Raw genomic sequence first — 16,118 nt, 5'->3', positions numbered from 1 at the left:
GAGTTCCTGCCGGGCGATCAGAGTTGCGCAAACTGTAGCCCAACGCAGGCGGGGCAGGCAGCGCGTTGCTGCCCACCCTCGCCGGGTCTTAGGGTTGCCACACGGTCTTTGCCCCACTCAACTTGCGGTCCAGGAATGTCGCCGCGCTGATCAAGGCCAAGTGGCTCAACGCCTGGGGCGTATTGCCCAGATGCCGCGCCTGGCTGTCGAACTCTTCGGCGTACAGACCCAAGGGATTGGCGTAGCGCAGCAGTTGCTCGAACTCCAGATGGGCCTTTTCCACCTGGCCGGCACGGGCCAGGCATTCGACGTACCAGAACGAACAGGCGGCAAAGGCGCCTTCGGTGCCCTGCAGGCCATCGATCTGGCTGTCGTCGTTGCGGTAGCGGTACACCATTCCGTCACGCACCAGGCTTTTCTTGATGGCTTCCAGGGTACTCAACCAGCGCGGATCGGTGGCCGCGACGAAGCGCACCAGCGGCATCAGCAGCATCGAACCGTCCAGCGCGGTGCTGCCGATGTACTGCACAAAATGCCCGCGCTCTTCGTTCCAGAAGTTGCTCCAGATATCGGCGTAGATCGCCTGGCGGGTCTGGTCCCAACGCGCGAACGGCGCCGGCAGCGAGCGCTTGGAGGCCAGGCGTATCGCGCGGTCCAGCGCCACCCAGCACATCAGCCGCGAATGCAGGAAGTGATGTTGTTCACCACGCATTTCCCAGATGCCGACGTCTTTGCGATTCCAGATTTCGCAGACCTGATCGGCGACCTCCACCGTGTGTTTCCAGCCCTCATGGGAAATGGCTTCGCCGTACTTGTTGACCAGGTACACCGCATCCATCAGCTCGCCGTAGATGTCCAACTGAATCTGGTCGAATGCCTCGTTTCCGATACGCACCGGGGTGGCGCCGCCATGGCCGCTGAAGTGCTCCAGTTCGCTCTCGGGCAATTGCTGGCGACCGTCGATGCCGTAGAGGATATTGATCTTGGTCGGCTGCCCGCAGCAATCGCTGACCCGCCCCTTGAGCCAGCGCATGTAGGCATTGGCCTCGTCGACAAAACCCAGGCGCATGAACGCATAGACCGTAAACGAAGCGTCGCGGATCCAGGTGTAGCGGTAATCCCAGTTGCGTTCGCCGCCGGGGGTTTCCGGCAGGCCGAAGGTCGCGGCGGCGATGATCGCACCGTGTTTGCGCGACGTCAGCAGCTTGAGCGCCAGGGCGGAGCGGTTGACCATTTCGCGCCAACGCCCACGGTAAGTCGATTGCGCGATCCAGCCGCGCCAGAACTTGAGCGTGTGGGCCAGCGCCAGGTCGGTGCAACCGCCGTCCACCCTTAGATCGTCCCGGCCACCGAGCACGAACTCGGCGCTCTCTTCCTGGTTCAGCGTGAAGCTGGCGACGGCGATGTTGTCCTCCAGTTGCAGCGCATGGCTGCCGGCCAAGCGCAGGCCCGGTTGGCCGTCAGCGGTAAAACACACCGTGCGGTTGTCGAGGGAGGCGTGGGTCGGGGCGCGTGCGTAGTCATGGCGCACCGCGCAACGCAGATGCAGGGTCGCGGTGCCGCTGACCACGCGCACGCGGCGTATCAGCAGGGGCAGCTCGTCGACTTCCTCGCTGATCGCCAGCAGATCGGTGATCTCCACCACGGCTTTGTCGCTGAGCCAGCGGGTTTGCAGCACGTTGGTGTCGGGCAGGTAGATCTGCTCGCGCCGGGCGTCGGGCAGGTCCGGAGTGAGCTGGAAGGTTCCGGCTTCGGGCGTGTCCAGCAGCGCGCAGAAAATCGACGGACTGTCGAATTCCGGCCAGCAGAAAAAGTCGATGCTGCCTTTGTCGTTCACCAGGGCTGCGCTGCGCATGTCGCCAATGATGCCGTGGGCATCGATGGCGCTTTGGGGTTCGTTCTTAAGATCAACCATTGCCACGAAACTCCGGGTAAAGGCTCATGCCGCCATCGATAAACAGGGTGCTGCCAACCACGTAGTCGGAGGCATCGCTGGCCAGCCACACCACGGCATTGGCCACATCCTCCACGTCACCTACGCGACCGTAGGGAATCAGTTTGAGCAGCTCTTTTTCGGCCGCGCCTTCGGTGGCGGCGCGGTTGATCGCCGTCCGAATCGCCCCCGGCGCGATGCCGTTGATGCGAATGCGCTGTTCGCTGACTTCCTGGGCGAGGGTGCGCATCAGCATCTCCACGCCGCCTTTGGAAGCGGCATAGTTCACATGCCCGGCCCAGGGGATCAGTTGGTGCACCGAACTCATATGGATGATTTTCCCGGCGGCCCGCGACACGCCTTCACGCACGCCCTGACGATTGAAAATCCGCACCGCCGCGCGGGCACAGAGGAATTGGCCGGTGAGGTTCACGCCGATCACGGTGTTCCAGTCGTCGAGGCTCATGTCGACCACGGCGGCGTCCTTTTGCATGCCGGAGTTGGCGACCAGGATATCCAGGTGCCCGAAGGCATCGAGGGTCTGGGCGAACAGGCGCTCGACGTCAGCCTCCTTGGACACGTCTGCGCCGACGGCAATCGCACGTCCGCCCTCGGCATTGATCTGCGCCGCCAAGGCTTCAGCGGGGGCTGCCTGGGCGTTGTAGTTGAGCACGACCGCAGCGCCGGCCTGCGCCAGGGCCTTGGCGGCACCGGCACCGATTCCGGAACTGGCGCCGGTCACCAGCGCCACTTGTTGTTCCAACGAGATATGCATGGACAGCCAGCCTCTGATTCGTAAGTTCAAATAGCTGACTGGCGGCGCATTGGGGAAGTTCAGATGCCTGACGGCGAGTGCACGCGGCCGCGACGGCCGACGGGAAGCAATTGCCGTGCTTAATGGGAAACATTACTATTCACGCCCCGCCTAACAGTGCTCCCACGATGATCCCTCCGCCGCCCCGCAGAACAGGCTTTTTCGAGCACTACGAAGAGTTGATCGGGACGTGGACACGTCGTCTGAAAAATCGTCAGCAGGCCGAAGACCTGGCCCATGACACATTTGTGCGCGTGCTCGAATCTGAACCCGCTCAGGTTCAGCAACCCCGTGCATATCTGCATCAAACCGCGCGCAATATCGCAGTGGACGCCTACCGTCGCGACGATCGACGCGACGCTATGCTCCAGGACGCCGGCGATCAGCGCGCCTCCCACACCGGCGACCCTGAGCACCTCAGGCACGCGATACAGTTGGCGGAGGCTATTGAACGGGCGCTGGCCGAATTGCCGCTCAACTGCCGGCGGATTTTCATCTGGCAGAAGATCGAAGGGCTCACCCAGCAGGAGATCGCCGATCGCCTGGGTTTGTCTAAAAACATGGTGGAAAAGTATATGATCCGCACGCTGCGGCATCTGCGTGATCGCCTGGACGCGCCGGCACCATGACTCGTATCGAAACAGGATCTGCCACGATGGATAACCGTGCCCGTGATGAGGCTGCCCAGTGGTTCGCGCGCCTGCAGGACGGCGAACTGAGCCCCGAGCAAACCCGGCGCTTCGAGGCCTGGCGCGCGGAACACCCGTCCCATCAATACGAGTTCGATGTGCTGCAAGGCCTGTGGCGCGCCGCCGACCTGCTGCCGTGGACGCGCTGCCAGGTGTTGTGCCAAGCGCCCGCCGAGCGGCCGCGCCGGTCTGCCACCTGGCGTTATGCGGTGGCGGCGAGTGTGGTGGCAGGCGCGCTGGGGTTGGGGTTGTTCAGCAGGCTCGATCATCCCAAGACCTTCCATGCCCAATTCAGCACCCGCCTGGGCGAGCATCGTCAGGTGACCCTGCCCGACGGTTCCTTGATGGATCTCAACAGCCGCAGCGTCGTCACGGTGACGTACGAGGGCGGTCGGCGCGGCGTGGCGCTGCAGCAGGGTGAGGCGATGTTCAGCGTCGAGCATGACGGCAGCCGTCCTTTCGTGGTCGATGCCGGCGTCGGGCAGGTCACGGTCACCGGCACACGTTTCGATGTGCGCCGCGATAACGATCAGACCCGTGTTGCCGTCGAGGCAGGCACGGTCAACGTCCAGGGGCGAGGGCCGGGCCAGCACGTCGTGCTGACCGCCGGGCGGGGCACCCATATCGACAGCCAGGGCGCGGTGGCGGCGGCCTACGCGGTGAATGCCGAGGAACTGACGGCCTGGCGCAGCGGCAAACTGGTATTCAACAATGCCACGCTCGGCGAGGTCGCCCGGGAAGTGTCGCGCTACCGCGAGCAGCCGCTGCGGGTCAATCTGCCCGCTGTGGCCAACCTGCGCTTGACCAGTGTGTTCAAGGCCGACGACACCGATGCCTTGCTCAAAGCGTTGCCGCGCATTTTGCCGGTGGCCCTGCGCACCTTGCCGGACGGTAGCCAGGAAATTATTTCGCGCTGAAATTCAGGTTTTTTTCGAGTTCTTCGTCTTCTCCTGCAACTGCAACTGGTTTGCATTAACGGCCGCGTACTTTTGCGCTCACAGGACAAGGTTCGACGTGAACAATTTCTCCCGCCACAACAATAAGAGCCGCCGCTGGGTACCGCTGGCCCTGGCCTACGCTGTCAGTGCCTCGGCGTATGCCGACGACGCGATTCATATCCAGGCCCAGCCCCTCGGCACTGCGTTGAGCCAGCTCGGTCAGCAGACGTCCCTGCAACTGTTCTTCAGCCCCGAACTGGTTGCCGGCAAACACGCGCCCGCGGTGGACGGCAACCTCAGCGCCGAGCAGGCCCTGCGCCAAGTGTTGCAAGGCAGCGGCCTGGACTACCAGATCGAGGCGGGGTCAGTGACCCTGCGCCCGCACCACAGCGGCAGCGGTGAAGCCGGCTCGCCGATTGAATTGGGCGCCACCGATATCAAGGTGGTCGGCGACTGGCTCGGCGATGCCAACGCCGAAGTCGTGCAGAACCATCCCGGCGCACGCACGGTTATCCGTCGCGAAGCCATGGTGGAGCAGGGCGCGCTGAACGTCGGCGAGGTATTGCGCCGCGTGCCAGGCGTGCAGGTGCAGGAAGCCAACGGCACCGGCGGCAGCGATATTTCCCTCAACGTGGGTGTACGCGGGCTCACGTCACGCCTGTCGCCACGCTCTACCGTGCTGATCGATGGCGTGCCGGCGGCCTTCGCGCCGTATGGCCAGCCGCAACTGTCGATGGCGCCGATTTCCGCCGGAAACCTGGACAGCATCGACGTGGTGCGTGGCGCCGGTTCGGTGCGCTACGGGCCACAAAACGTCGGTGGCGTGATCAACTTCGTGACCCGCGCAATCCCCGAAACGTTCTCCGGCGAGGTCGGCACTACCCTGCAGACGTCCGCCCATGGAGGCTGGAAACATATCGAAAACGCCTTTATCGGCGGTACCGCCGACAACGGCATCGGCGCCGCCTTGTTGTATTCCGGGGTCAACGGCAACGGATACCGCAACAGCAACAACGGCAATGACATCGACGACGTGATCTTCAAGACCCACTGGGCGCCGACCGACCAGGACGACTTCTCGCTGAATGTTCATTACTACGATGCCAGCGCTGACATGCCGGGCGGCTTGACCCAGAAACAGTTCGACGCCAACCCATACCAGTCGGTGCGCGATTGGGACAACTTCAGCGGCCGCCGCAAGGACGTGTCGTTCAAGTACATCCGGCAGATCGATGACCGTACCCAGGCCGAAGTGTTGACCTATTATTCCGACAGTTTCCGTGGCAGCAACATCGCCAACCGCGACCTGAAAACCATCAGTTCCTACCCGCGCACCTACTACACCTTCGGCATTGAACCGCGGGTGTCCCACGTCTTCGATCTGGGGCCCAGCACGCAGGAAGTCAGCGTGGGGTATCGCTACCTCAAAGAAGGCATGCACGAGCAGGCCACCAGCCTCAACCTGGTCAACAACGTGCCCACGCCCGGTGGGCAGAACGACGGCCATGTGTACCAGGACCGCACCGGCGGTACCGAGGCCAACGCGTTCTATATCGATAACAAAATCGATATCGGCAAATGGACCATCACCCCAGGTATTCGCTTCGAAAACATCCGCACCGAATGGCACGACCGCCCGGTGATCGCCCTCAATGGCACGCGCACTCCGGAAAAGCGTCGTGAGGTGCACAACAACGAGCCGCTGCCGGCCCTGAGCGTGATGTACCACGTTTCCGACGCCTGGAAAGTGTTCGCCAACTACGAGACCTCATTCGGTAGCCTGCAGTATTTCCAGCTGGGGCAGGGGGGGACCGGCAACCAGACCGCCAACGGCCTGAACCCGGAAAAGGCCAAGACCTACGAAATCGGCACGCGTTACAACGACGCCGTCTGGGGCGGCGAAGTGACGCTGTTCTACATCGACTTTGCCGATGAGCTGCAATACGTCAGCAACGACGTGGGCTGGACCAACCTCGGCGCCACCAAGCACGCCGGTGTCGAAGCGTCGGCGCATTACGACCTGGCCAATCTGGACCCGCGCCTCGATGGCCTGACCGCCAATGCCGGGTTCACTTACACCAAGGCCACCTCCGAGGGCGATGTGCCCTTCAAGGGGCGCGACCTGCCGCTGTACTCGCGCGAAGTGGCGACCCTGGGCCTGCGCTACGACATCAACCGCTGGACCCACAACCTGGATGTGTATGCCCAGTCCGGCCAGCGTGCCCCCGGTACCACCAGCACCTACGTCACCCAGGGCACCGCCGATGGCCAGTTCGGCGATATTCCCGGTTATGTGTCGGTCAACGTACGCAGCGGTTATGACTTCGGCGCGTCCTTGTCGAACCTGAAGTTGGGCGTGGGGGTAAAAAACGTCTTCGACCAGCAGCACTACACGCGCTCCAGCGACAACAACGCCGGGTTGTACCTGGGCGAACCGCGTACGTTCTTCGTACAGGCCAGCGTCGGATTCTGATCCTTGATCCCTTGGAAAAATGTCGCAGCTCTGTCCGGGGCTGCGATTTTTTTTGCCCGTTTCCTACAGGCTCGGCGTGCATCTTATTGCCCGAGCAGGAACCGATTCCGACATCCCCGCCACAGATGAGCCAGCTGTCGCGCTTCGACGCGATGTCGCAGCGGCAGGCTGACTATCACGCCCATTGTGTTGGAGAACACTATGTCGTTATCGACACCCGATACATCCTCAGCGGCTTCGTCTGCGCTTGACCGTTTCCAGGACAGTGCCAAAGCCGAATTCAAGGCTCGTCGCCCGGCGCCTGGTGCCTTGTCTTTCAACGACGCTAATACGGCAAACGTCAGTTTCTCTGTGCGAGAAAACAAGGCCGGTCCCGTGTTCGGCGATCTGCACGCACCGACAGAGCGCCATCATCCTGCTTATCCCGGCATGCCTGCCAGGCATCCAGGTTTTATGGACACGTTCAGGCAGTGGATGAACGCGCACTTCGGTTGGCACCGGCCGCCTCGGCCTCATCCGTGCTGCAGCAACCCTCCGCCAAGGCCGCAGCCTGGGTACGGTAACCCGCCGCCTCGTCCCGATCCCACTATCGGCAAACCCTATCCCACGCTGCCAGGCAGGCCCGATCCGCAGTACTCGCTGAAGAACAATGAACAATTGGCGAGCCAGTTGAGCAAAAACTTCGACGCCTTCATGGACCCCAAAAAACCCGGTTACGTCAGCATCGACAGTATTTATGCAATGGCAAATAAAGGGTGGTCGTCGGATCCGCGCGTTAACGAAAACATTCGCCTGGCCAAAGAAATGCTGCGCCGTCCGGACCTGCTCGGCGCCCTCGACCGGCACAGCTCCACCGGTGCGCTGGATGGCCTGATCGATCGGCAGAATGTGAACCGGGTCATCCATGGCGACAATTACTTCAAATACAACACCGATAAAGAACTGGTCGGGGAGCTGTATGAGCATTTCAGCGTCTTGAAAGACGGACCAGGGTCAGCGGACATCAGCATTTCCGATTTGAGGAACCTGGCGCGTGAACCTCTGACAGGCGATTCGCCCAAAGACCACCTGGTGCAGTTGGCGCAGGAACTTCTCAAACGCAGCGACCTGGTCACGAAGCTGGATAACCTGGCAAGCCAAAACGGTGACGGGCGGATCAACCTGCGCGCGCTTTTACTATTGCTTCGCTGACAGAAAGGCACCGCAACCCGGTTGCGGTGCCTTCCACAACCTTGTAAGGAACTGATTACGTTGATTTGCCACATAGGAAATACCTGCCGGTGTTGATCGAACCGGCTGCATTTGGGGCTCCGAGCCAGGGCAAATACAATGACTTCGACCTCGTTTCAATCTCCTCGTCACGGTTGTCCTGAACCGTTTCACAGCGTCCGCGATGCTGATCCGGCGCTCTCACCGGGCATCTCGGCATCGCAGGATGTGCAGCCGCCCCCGGATTTGCATGTCGCCGAAGCTCGGCGCATGAAAGCCTTCGCCGGTCAGCGACAGTTTCAGGCGCCGGTCGCCGATGATTTTTCCCGCGGCATGCACGCAGCCGGGCAGCCTGCCAATGATGCCTCCAAGCTAATCAAACCTGCGGGGCTGTTTGATGGCTTGGCCACGTGGTGGCGTCGCAGGCTCGGTTGAGCCGGTCGGGTGGTAGGTTCCTCAACTCCAGTGGTTACAAACGCTCAAATTTTACTGCGCTCGACGCGGCGTCCTTGCTGGAACCAGGGTTTTCCAAGCGCCACTCACTCTGCGCCTGTTGATTCAGGTGCGTGACTGATCGACCCGGCAAGGCTCGATCCACGCAATCTAACGCTGCTGGAGAGAAACAATGGCTGACTGGCTGAATAATTTGAGGCACATGCCGCCTGGACTGAACCTGAACACAGGCGATGGCCATGCCCGTCTCGGCGTTGCTGAACGCGCGGTGGGCAAGGCGCTTCCCCCGCAAGGGCGTCAGCTTTTCGATAGCCGATTTCCGAACAATGGGCAGGTGCATTTTGACGCCCAAGGCTTTTATTCAGGTGGTTCGCAGGTAGGCAACCCGTTTATCAGCTCGGATGACCACCTGCTGGCGACCCAACTGAACAACGTTTTTTCAATGCTGGGGGATTTCAAGAAGGATGGCCGCCTGACGCTCGCCTCCTTGGAAACGATAGCCAAAGAGGACCCCAAGGAGAGCAAGGTACTTGAGCGCACAATCATGCTTGCCCGAGAAGTACTCAATCGGCCGCGGCTGGCCGATGCGATTGTTGCAAAGGGCGGTGAGATAACGCCGACCAGTCTCGAAAAAGTCGCCAGTTATACCATTGGCAATACCAACCCCAACACGCAGAGTGCCGACCCTTTTCATTCCAAAACCGACGCCCAGGTGGTGCAGGCGTTCAAGGGCATGTTTGATGACTTGCGCGACAAGTCGGAAGACTCCACTTTCTTTTTTGAAAAGCACCGCTATGTCAAAAAAGACACGATTATCGAGATGAGCAAGGACCCCGACGAAACAGATAAACACGGTCAGGTAGTACGCGACGCATCCAACGGTTTTCCCAAGAAAAAATACAGCGAGCTGCAGGTCTACATGGCCAAGAACCTGGTCGAGCGGCCAGGCCTGCTGGCGTCGCTGGACAGCACCAAGGCAAACGGGACTAACATCTTCGGCAGCCACAACGATGACGGTTGGTTGAAGAACTACAGCATCGACCGCTGGTTGAAAAACGATAAGGAAGAAAAGGGCAGGTAACGTTACCTGCCTTCTATTGGGCTTCTTGATGCACGCTGGAAGCCCATGATGCAGTCATTCACACCCGCAATATTTTTCCGCCGGCGGCCACCGCCACCAGCAATATGCCAATCAGCAAGAAGGCCGTGGCCAGGCTGCTGCCATGGGCAATAAAACCGATTGCGGCAGGCCCGGTCAGGATACCGGCGTACCCCAGCGTGGTAATGGCCGGCACCGCAATGTGCTCCGGCATGACGGTCTGCTGGCCGACGGCGGTGTAGAGCACCGGTACGATATTCGAACATCCCGCTCCTACCAGCGCGTAACCGAGCAATGCAATCTCCCAGGCCGGCGACAGCGTAGCCAGGAAAATACCGCTCGCGGCCAGCGCGCCGCCCACGATGATCACCTTGGTCGCGCCGAGGCGCCGAACGATGGCATCGCCGGTCAGGCGTCCGGCCGTCATCGTCAGGGCGAAGGCGGCGTAGCCCAGGCCGGCGTATGCTTCGTCCAGGCCGCGCTCGTCACTCAGGAACACCGCGCTCCAGTCCAGCACCGCGCCCTCGGCCAGAAACACCACGAAGCACAGGCAGCCGATAAACAGCACCACGCCATGAGGTATCGCAAACGCGGGTCCCGAACTTTCGCTGCCGTAAGGCAGTAGATGCGGGCCGGCTTTGAGCAGCGCCGCGAGTGTGATCACGATCACCACCAGTGTCGCCTGAAGAGGCGACAGGCCCATCCCCAGCAAACCGGCAACGCCTGCCGCGCCGACGATCCCGCCCAGGCTGAACAACCCGTGGAAGCCCGACATCATGGTTTTGCCGCTGGCCCGTTCGACGATAACCGCCTGCAAGTTAACCGTGGAGTCCACCGTGCCCAGCCCGGCACCAAACAGGAACAGCCCGACGATCAGCAACGGGATCGAGCTGACCGTAGCCAGCAGCGGCAAGGCCAGGCAGATCATCAGAGTGCCGGCCGTGAGCACGCGTCGGCAACCAAACCGCGATGCCAGCGCACCTGCCGCCGGCATCGCGATAATCGAGCCCACCCCCAGGCACAACAGCAGCAGGCCCAGCGTCCCTTCACTCAGCCCTGCGCGAGCCTTGGCATACGGCACCAGCGGCGCCCAGGCGGCGATCCCGAAGCCGGCGATGAAAAAAGCGATGCGGGTCGACATTTGCTCCAGTCGCCCGGGAACCACGGGGGCTGAGGTAGGGATGGCAGTCATGAACAAATCCTTGGTTTTGCGCTCAACGAACGATGTCCGGCGCGACATCCTTGCACATCAGGCCTTGGTGAGCGAGCCGGGTTCCCTTGGTGTGATCGGACGTGAAGTTTATTTTTACAATCCTGGAACCCATTCGGCGCAGGCAACCACAGAGGTGCAATCGCCTGTGTGTAGGAGGCGGTCTGGAAGGTGCGTAATCCCTGTGGCAAGCGTTGAACCCCAGGGTTTCTGCGGCGGATTACCACCTTCCAGGGCGCTTTCCCCAAACAGGGCGTTCTGTAATACGCTGCTCACCCAATGTGTAGGCGCGCGGGCGGGCAAACCGATGAAAATGTACAGGCAGGCGACGCAATGACCCTGTTCTATGACGCGCGGGGCAATATTTACGGGGTGGTCAGCCCGGCATTTCTGCGAGACCAAGGCATCCCCGTGCCAGAGAGCGCTGCCCAGGCCGCGCTGACGCGTAAAGCCTGGGCCGTCGACGCTGTCGCATCCGAATGCGCCTGGGAGCCGACGCAACGCCCGGTCAATGCCAAGGCCCATCGCTGCGATGGTTTGTTGGTCGGCCCGTTTCAGTCCCAGGCACCGTTCGACCTGCTGATCGTCAACACCGACGGCTCATTGGCCGAGCGCAGTGGCAATGGTTTGACGATTTTTGCCCAGGCCCTCACGGATCAGGGCTTGCTGAGCGCGGCTTGTGAATTACGCGTGCACCATGACCAGCCCCAGGGGCCATCGCCGGTGGCGACAGGGGTCGAGCCTGCCGTGTACGAGCACCTCGCAGGGTTCTGGCTGGACCTCGGGTTGCCGGAGTTCGGGCCATCGGCCGTCGGCGCGCAGGGGGTGGAACACGCCTCGCTGGGCCGCGCCGAACTGAGCCATGTGCGCGAGCTGGCGGCGATCAATCCGCACTGGGCGCACAGTCAGTTCGTGCGGGTCGGCAACCCCCATTGTGTGACGTTGGTCGAGCAGGTCGCAGCCCTGCCGGATAACCGGCACATGCAGCACTTGGCACTGTTCGACTCGCTGCGGGCGATCGCCTTTGCGCCGCCGGTGGGGGGCGGTAAACCCTGCACGGCCGGGGTCAATTTGCAATGGGCCACAATGCTCGGCCACAACCGCATCGCGGCGCGGGTGTTCGAGCGCGGAGAGGGGCCCACTGCGTCTTCCGGCACCAGCGCGAGCGCCGTGGCCTGCGCCGCTTGGCGTGTGGGCTGGGTCGAAGGTGGCGAGGTGGCGGTGGTGATGCCGGGTGGCACGGCGCCGGTGCGTCTGCATGCCCAGGACGATGCGCTGCTGAGCGTCAGCCTGTTCGGGGCCGCACACCGTCAGGGTTGAGTCCCTTGGATGCTGGCGTTCCCATATAGGCGTCAGTTGTTTCTTTATCAAGTAACTATGTATTCGCAAGTTTTCGTAGGGCATTTCATATGTTTATGAAATAGCGCTGTGCCTCGATTTTTATTTTTTAAAAGACGCTTCCATTATCTTCGTACGAAACTTCTTTTTTATTTTCCAAGCATCGATTTTCTCCCGTAATCGCTAAGCTTCAGGGCGCGAGTTTGCACTTTGCCTGCCTGGATTTTGCCGATGTTGCGGCGGCGGGATAAAAGTTCGATCACTATTTCAGTTGGGTAATAAAGGGCGGGTAACAACGGATGGTTAACGCGTTTGCGTCGTCAAGTTTCAAGTTAATACTTCCAGGCATCCATAACGACTTCAAAGTGCTGGCATTCAAAGGTCAGGAGGCTCTGGATCAACCGTTTTTCATTCAGGTACAAGTGATCAGCGAAAACCCGGACCTTGACCTGGAGGCTTTTCTTCACCAGGCGGCTTATCTGGATCTAGGCGACGCCGAAGCGGGCCTGCATGGCCAGGTCTATGCCATTGGGCGCGATGACCCCGGTCGACGTTATACCCGCTACCATCTGACATTGGCGCCGCGCCTGGCCTGCCTGGCCCATCGTCGCGACCAGCGGATTTTTCAGCAACGCAGCGTTCCGCAGATTGTTGCCGCCGTGCTCGAACACCACGGCATCCTCGCCGATGCCTACGCCTTTGAGCTGGGGCCGGTGATCTACCCGCCGCGAGCGTTCTGCGTGCAGTACGCGGAAACCGATCTGGACTTCATCCAGCGGTTGTGTGAAGAGGAGGGCATTCATTACCACTTTCGCCACAGCGAAACCGCCCACGTGCTGGTGTTCGGCGATGACCAGACGGTGTTCAATCGTCTGCCGGCGCAAGCTTATTGCGCTGCCGGTGGGCCGCAGGCGCCGATGCGCAGTGTGCAGCGGTTCGATGTGCGTTTTTCCATTCGCAGCCAGCGAACGGTTCGCCGTGACCATGATTTCGAACATCCCTCCCTGCGGCTGCAGGACAGCGCAGACGCAACCCGCGCCCAACCGCTTGAGGATTATCGCTACCCCGCCGGTTTCAGCACTCGTCTGCGCGGCCAACAGCTCGCGCGACGGGGGCTGGAGCGTCATCAACGGGATCGGCATCGAGCATTGGGCAGGAGCGATCAACCGCTCCTGCGCAGCGGATATTTTCTTGAACTGCACGATCATCCCGACCCTGTCTGCAATGACCTGTGGTTGATCACCTCGGTACGTCACGAGGGCTATCAGCCCCAGGTGCTGGAAGAAGCGGTGGTCGAGTCCGATCGACTCCAGGGCTACCGCAACCGGTTTACGGCGACCCCCTGGCGAGCGACGTATCGACCGCCGCTCAAGCATCCCAAACCGACCATCAACGGAAGCCAGACCGCTACCGTCACCGGCCCCGCTGGCGAAGAGGTGCATTGCGATGCGTACGGCCGCGTCAAGGTGCGGTTCCATTGGGATCGCCGGGATCAAGCCGACGACAAAAGCAGTGGTTGGGTGCGAGTGGCGTCAAGTTGGGCGGGGGATGGGTTCGGCGCCACGCTCATTCCTCGGGTGGGCATGGAAGTGCTGGTGACCTTTCTGGAGGGCGACCCGGACCAGCCATTGATCAACGGCTGCTTGCCCAACGCGCTGCACATGCCCAGCTATCCATTGCCGCAGCACAAGACGCGCAGTGTGCTGCGCAGCCGCAGTTCCCCGGACGGCGGGGGCTTCAATGAACTGCTGGTGGAGGATCGTCGCGGCGATGAACTCATTTACCTGCGCGCTCAACGCGACTTCGAGCAGCATGTCGGCCATGACAGCCGCCTGGAGGTGGCGGGCGAGCGGCACGAAACCATTCGCGGCTTGAGTTCAAGCCGCTTGGGTGACCAGGCGCACCAGCACATTGCCGGCGAACGCAAGGTGGTGCTCGAGGCCGATGACCACCTGCGCGTGCACGGTGGCAGCCAGGTCCATATCGGCCAGAGCCTGGTGATCGAAGCGGGGCAAGAGGTGCACGTCAAGGCGGGAGCCAGCCTAGTCATCGATGCCGGGGCACAGTTGAGTTTCAAGGCCGGGGGTGAACATCTGTTGATCCAGGCGGGCGGCATATTCAGCAGTCGCCCCATTACCGTCGGCGGCAGCCCTGCCGCTGTTCGTCCCGCCTTGCCCCTGGCGCCGGGTGATAACGTCGCGGCAGTTGCTGAGCGCGTGAATAACGTGCAGCTATCGACCGTCCAGAGCCAGATCATGGATTGGGCCAGGCAATGGGGGGCTGACTTTTGCCCGCTGTGTGAACGCTGTCGAGACAACGCGTGCGCTATCGATGGGAGGGCGGCGTGATGGACGACCTTGCTCATCACTGGATGGCCAGGCAACAGCAGGCCGGTCAGCGGTTGTGCTTGATACTCGACGGCGGCCATCAAGCGTGCGAGCGGCTATTGGCGGTGCGCGGCGTACCGCAATATTGCAGCCTTTATGCCCAGACACCGTTGGCTCAATTGGCGGCGGGGCCTTTGATCCTGCTGCTCGAGCACGCCGGCGAGCCCGCGCTACTCAGCCTTCTGCAGCATCCGCAGACGAACTGGGGGTGGCTGGGCAGCCTGGCAACCCCCGACCTGACGGGCGTGACGCAGCACTGGCGCGATCGGCTGCTTGTGGGGCCGCAGGGGGATCAGGCGCTCTATCGCTTTCACGACAACCGTACCTTTGCACGCGCCCTCGAGCATTTGGCGCCGCAGCATTGGCCGTCGTTTCTCGGGCCGCTGGTCAGCGTGTGTTATTGGCACGCGCAACGCTGGCACAACGTGGACAACCCGGCACCCGGCGAGTACCCGGCCCCAGATCCCGCTCCCTGGCTCAATACACCCAACCCCCAGGCCAACGCGATCCTGCATGCCAATATCCTGCGTTACCTGCTCGCCAGGCACAGCGAGGACCTCGCGGCATTGGTCGAATTCCAGGATGCGAGCGCCTGGCTTGCCCATGTGCTGGAGCAGGCACGTGCCTGGCAATGGAACCGGCCGCAACAGCTTGAATTCCTGGTGGTCCGCAGGCTGGAAGAAGCCACTCGCACCAGTGTGATTCGCTGGCCGCCCATGATCGGCGAGGCACCTGAAGAACACTTTCAACGCGTGGTCGAACAATGGCGCTCAGTGGAGAAGATCGATGAATAAACGAGGGTGGCACGCAGGGTTCTTACTGGGCATGGCGGGGTTGACGGGGTGCACGTTGAAACCAGTGGACAGCTTTACGCTGGAAGTGGATTTGCCCGCCCAATTCGAACTCAAAACCGCGGCCAACTACGGACCCGCGACGGGCGAAACCTGCACCTTGCCCAGGCGTCGAGGTAAACGGCCTGAGCGAAAGGTATTTTTTACGGAATACAAGGCTGTGGCCAGCCGGGTCAGTTATGAGTTGCCGTTGAGTGAAAGGGTGGAGGGGTGCCCGTTGGTATTGCGCAGTGTGGAGTTTGGTTTTACTGCGAAATGGGGGGTGAGGAGTACGGATGTCGGGTTGGATAGTGGAGTCATTGGTATTCGAGACCGGTTGGAAGGAAACATGCCGGGTATGCCTGACTCGGGTGTTCAGGAACTGCGAGGGGAATGTCACTGGCTGTTTCGAACGGCAGGTTCGCAGCACGCAATTATAAAAATTCTCAAATGCAACGAGTTGGACGCCAATCATCAACTGTTGCAGACGCAACCTGGAGGCATTGCGCAACGAGATCATTTAAGGGGAAGAACACTGAGATTTGGGATGACGCTGAGTGATAAGGAACTGCCGGCGATTAGTGACAACTGGGTCGCTGTACCCGGCGGTTGGAAACGGTGCAGAGGGGCGAACTTCGAAGATCGTTACGCTTTCTGCAATGGTGATTTCACTCATTTCAAACCTATAAAGATGCCGGATGGCCGCACATGTGATGTGTATCCATCTTGCAATTAACCAAGGAGC

13 protein-coding genes are annotated in these 16,118 nt (G+C 61.2%); 10 read left to right on the top strand and 3 right to left on the bottom strand.

Going from position 1 to position 16,118, the window contains the following annotated elements; all coding sequences use genetic code 11:
- Positions 1–88: 88 nt before the first annotated feature.
- Positions 89–1,915 (bottom strand): glycoside hydrolase family 15 protein, encoded by a 1,827-nt coding sequence (locus QRN10_RS21300; RefSeq protein ID WP_285429081.1) that lies wholly within the window; start codon positions 1,913–1,915, stop codon positions 89–91.
- Positions 1,908–2,708 carry a glucose 1-dehydrogenase gene (locus QRN10_RS21295; RefSeq protein ID WP_181081364.1) on the bottom strand — a complete coding sequence of 267 codons (801 nt, stop codon included), beginning with the start codon at positions 2,706–2,708 and terminating at the stop codon, positions 1,908–1,910. The genes QRN10_RS21300 and QRN10_RS21295 overlap by 8 nt, the downstream gene beginning before the upstream one ends.
- Positions 2,709–2,875: 167 nt before the next feature.
- Here QRN10_RS21295 and QRN10_RS21290 point away from each other — a divergent pair, with 167 nt between their 5' ends.
- The 6 genes from QRN10_RS21290 (at position 2,876) to QRN10_RS21265 (ending at position 9,590) form a co-directional block, all read left to right on the top strand.
- A complete protein-coding gene (locus QRN10_RS21290; protein ID WP_285429080.1) occupies positions 2,876–3,376 on the top strand; it encodes a sigma-70 family RNA polymerase sigma factor in 501 nt (166 codons plus the stop codon).
- 26 nt (positions 3,377–3,402) lie between these two features.
- On the top strand, positions 3,403–4,353 hold the full coding sequence (locus QRN10_RS21285; RefSeq protein WP_285429079.1) for a FecR family protein: 951 nt from the start codon (positions 3,403–3,405) through the stop codon (positions 4,351–4,353).
- A 97-nt stretch (positions 4,354–4,450) separates the two neighbouring features.
- On the top strand, positions 4,451–6,847 hold the full coding sequence (locus tag QRN10_RS21280) for a TonB-dependent siderophore receptor (protein ID WP_285429078.1): 2,397 nt from the start codon (positions 4,451–4,453) through the stop codon (positions 6,845–6,847).
- A 201-nt stretch (positions 6,848–7,048) separates the two neighbouring features.
- Positions 7,049–8,038, top strand: coding sequence for a type III secretion effector protein (locus tag QRN10_RS21275; RefSeq protein ID WP_253506355.1), 990 nt, complete (start codon positions 7,049–7,051; stop codon positions 8,036–8,038).
- 138 nt (positions 8,039–8,176) lie between these two features.
- Entirely contained in the window at positions 8,177–8,491 is a 315-nt protein-coding gene (locus QRN10_RS21270) for a type III secretion protein (RefSeq protein WP_253506358.1), read from the top strand.
- Between the two features lie 190 nt (positions 8,492–8,681).
- Positions 8,682–9,590 carry a hypothetical protein gene (locus QRN10_RS21265; protein ID WP_253506363.1) on the top strand — a complete coding sequence of 303 codons (909 nt, stop codon included), beginning with the start codon at positions 8,682–8,684 and terminating at the stop codon, positions 9,588–9,590.
- 58 nt (positions 9,591–9,648) lie between these two features.
- Here the strand turns inward: QRN10_RS21265 and QRN10_RS21260 are convergent, their stop codons facing one another.
- On the bottom strand, positions 9,649–10,800 hold the full coding sequence (locus QRN10_RS21260) for an MFS transporter (RefSeq protein ID WP_181081369.1): 1,152 nt from the start codon (positions 10,798–10,800) through the stop codon (positions 9,649–9,651).
- A gap of 351 nt (positions 10,801–11,151) precedes the next feature.
- Here QRN10_RS21260 and QRN10_RS21255 point away from each other — a divergent pair, with 351 nt between their 5' ends.
- The 4 genes from QRN10_RS21255 (at position 11,152) to QRN10_RS21240 (ending at position 16,109) form a co-directional block, all read left to right on the top strand.
- Positions 11,152–12,138 carry a diaminopimelate epimerase gene (locus QRN10_RS21255; RefSeq protein ID WP_285429077.1) on the top strand — a complete coding sequence of 329 codons (987 nt, stop codon included), beginning with the start codon at positions 11,152–11,154 and terminating at the stop codon, positions 12,136–12,138.
- A 317-nt stretch (positions 12,139–12,455) separates the two neighbouring features.
- The gene (gene tssI / locus QRN10_RS21250; protein WP_285429075.1) at positions 12,456–14,504 is read left to right on the top strand and encodes a type VI secretion system tip protein TssI/VgrG; all 2,049 of its coding nucleotides are present in this window, start codon (positions 12,456–12,458) and stop codon (positions 14,502–14,504) included.
- Positions 14,504–15,337, top strand: coding sequence for a DUF4123 domain-containing protein (locus tag QRN10_RS21245; RefSeq protein ID WP_285429074.1), 834 nt, complete (start codon positions 14,504–14,506; stop codon positions 15,335–15,337). Before tssI ends, QRN10_RS21245 begins: the two co-directional genes overlap by 1 nt.
- Positions 15,330–16,109 carry a hypothetical protein gene (locus QRN10_RS21240; protein WP_285429073.1) on the top strand — a complete coding sequence of 260 codons (780 nt, stop codon included), beginning with the start codon at positions 15,330–15,332 and terminating at the stop codon, positions 16,107–16,109. The genes QRN10_RS21245 and QRN10_RS21240 overlap by 8 nt, the downstream gene beginning before the upstream one ends.
- Positions 16,110–16,118: the final 9 nt, after the last annotated feature.

This window comes from Pseudomonas sp. lyk4-R2A-8 (genome assembly GCF_030209095.1).
GTDB lineage: Bacteria > Pseudomonadota > Gammaproteobacteria > Pseudomonadales > Pseudomonadaceae > Aquipseudomonas > Aquipseudomonas quebecensis.
The sequence above is the reverse complement of the archived record's forward strand: the minus strand, read 5'-3'. Positions and strand labels throughout refer to the sequence as shown.

Excerpts from the sequence above, each read along its gene's own strand:
- QRN10_RS21300 (WP_285429081.1), bottom strand. The coding sequence starts at position 1,915 with ATGGTTGATCTTAAGAACGAACCCCAAAGCGCCATCGATGCCCACGGC.
- QRN10_RS21295 (WP_181081364.1), bottom strand. The coding sequence starts at position 2,708 with ATGCATATCTCGTTGGAACAACAAGTGGCGCTGGTGACCGGCGCCAGT.
- QRN10_RS21290 (WP_285429080.1), top strand. The coding sequence starts at position 2,876 with ATGATCCCTCCGCCGCCCCGCAGAACAGGCTTTTTCGAGCACTACGAA.
- QRN10_RS21285 (WP_285429079.1), top strand. The coding sequence starts at position 3,403 with ATGGATAACCGTGCCCGTGATGAGGCTGCCCAGTGGTTCGCGCGCCTG.
- QRN10_RS21275 (WP_253506355.1), top strand. The coding sequence starts at position 7,049 with ATGTCGTTATCGACACCCGATACATCCTCAGCGGCTTCGTCTGCGCTT.
- QRN10_RS21270 (WP_253506358.1), top strand. The coding sequence starts at position 8,177 with ATGACTTCGACCTCGTTTCAATCTCCTCGTCACGGTTGTCCTGAACCG.
- QRN10_RS21265 (WP_253506363.1), top strand. The coding sequence starts at position 8,682 with ATGGCTGACTGGCTGAATAATTTGAGGCACATGCCGCCTGGACTGAAC.
- QRN10_RS21260 (WP_181081369.1), bottom strand. The coding sequence starts at position 10,800 with ATGACTGCCATCCCTACCTCAGCCCCCGTGGTTCCCGGGCGACTGGAG.
- QRN10_RS21255 (WP_285429077.1), top strand. The coding sequence starts at position 11,152 with ATGACCCTGTTCTATGACGCGCGGGGCAATATTTACGGGGTGGTCAGC.
- tssI (WP_285429075.1), top strand. The coding sequence starts at position 12,456 with ATGGTTAACGCGTTTGCGTCGTCAAGTTTCAAGTTAATACTTCCAGGC.
- QRN10_RS21245 (WP_285429074.1), top strand. The coding sequence starts at position 14,504 with ATGGACGACCTTGCTCATCACTGGATGGCCAGGCAACAGCAGGCCGGT.
- QRN10_RS21240 (WP_285429073.1), top strand. The coding sequence starts at position 15,330 with ATGAATAAACGAGGGTGGCACGCAGGGTTCTTACTGGGCATGGCGGGG.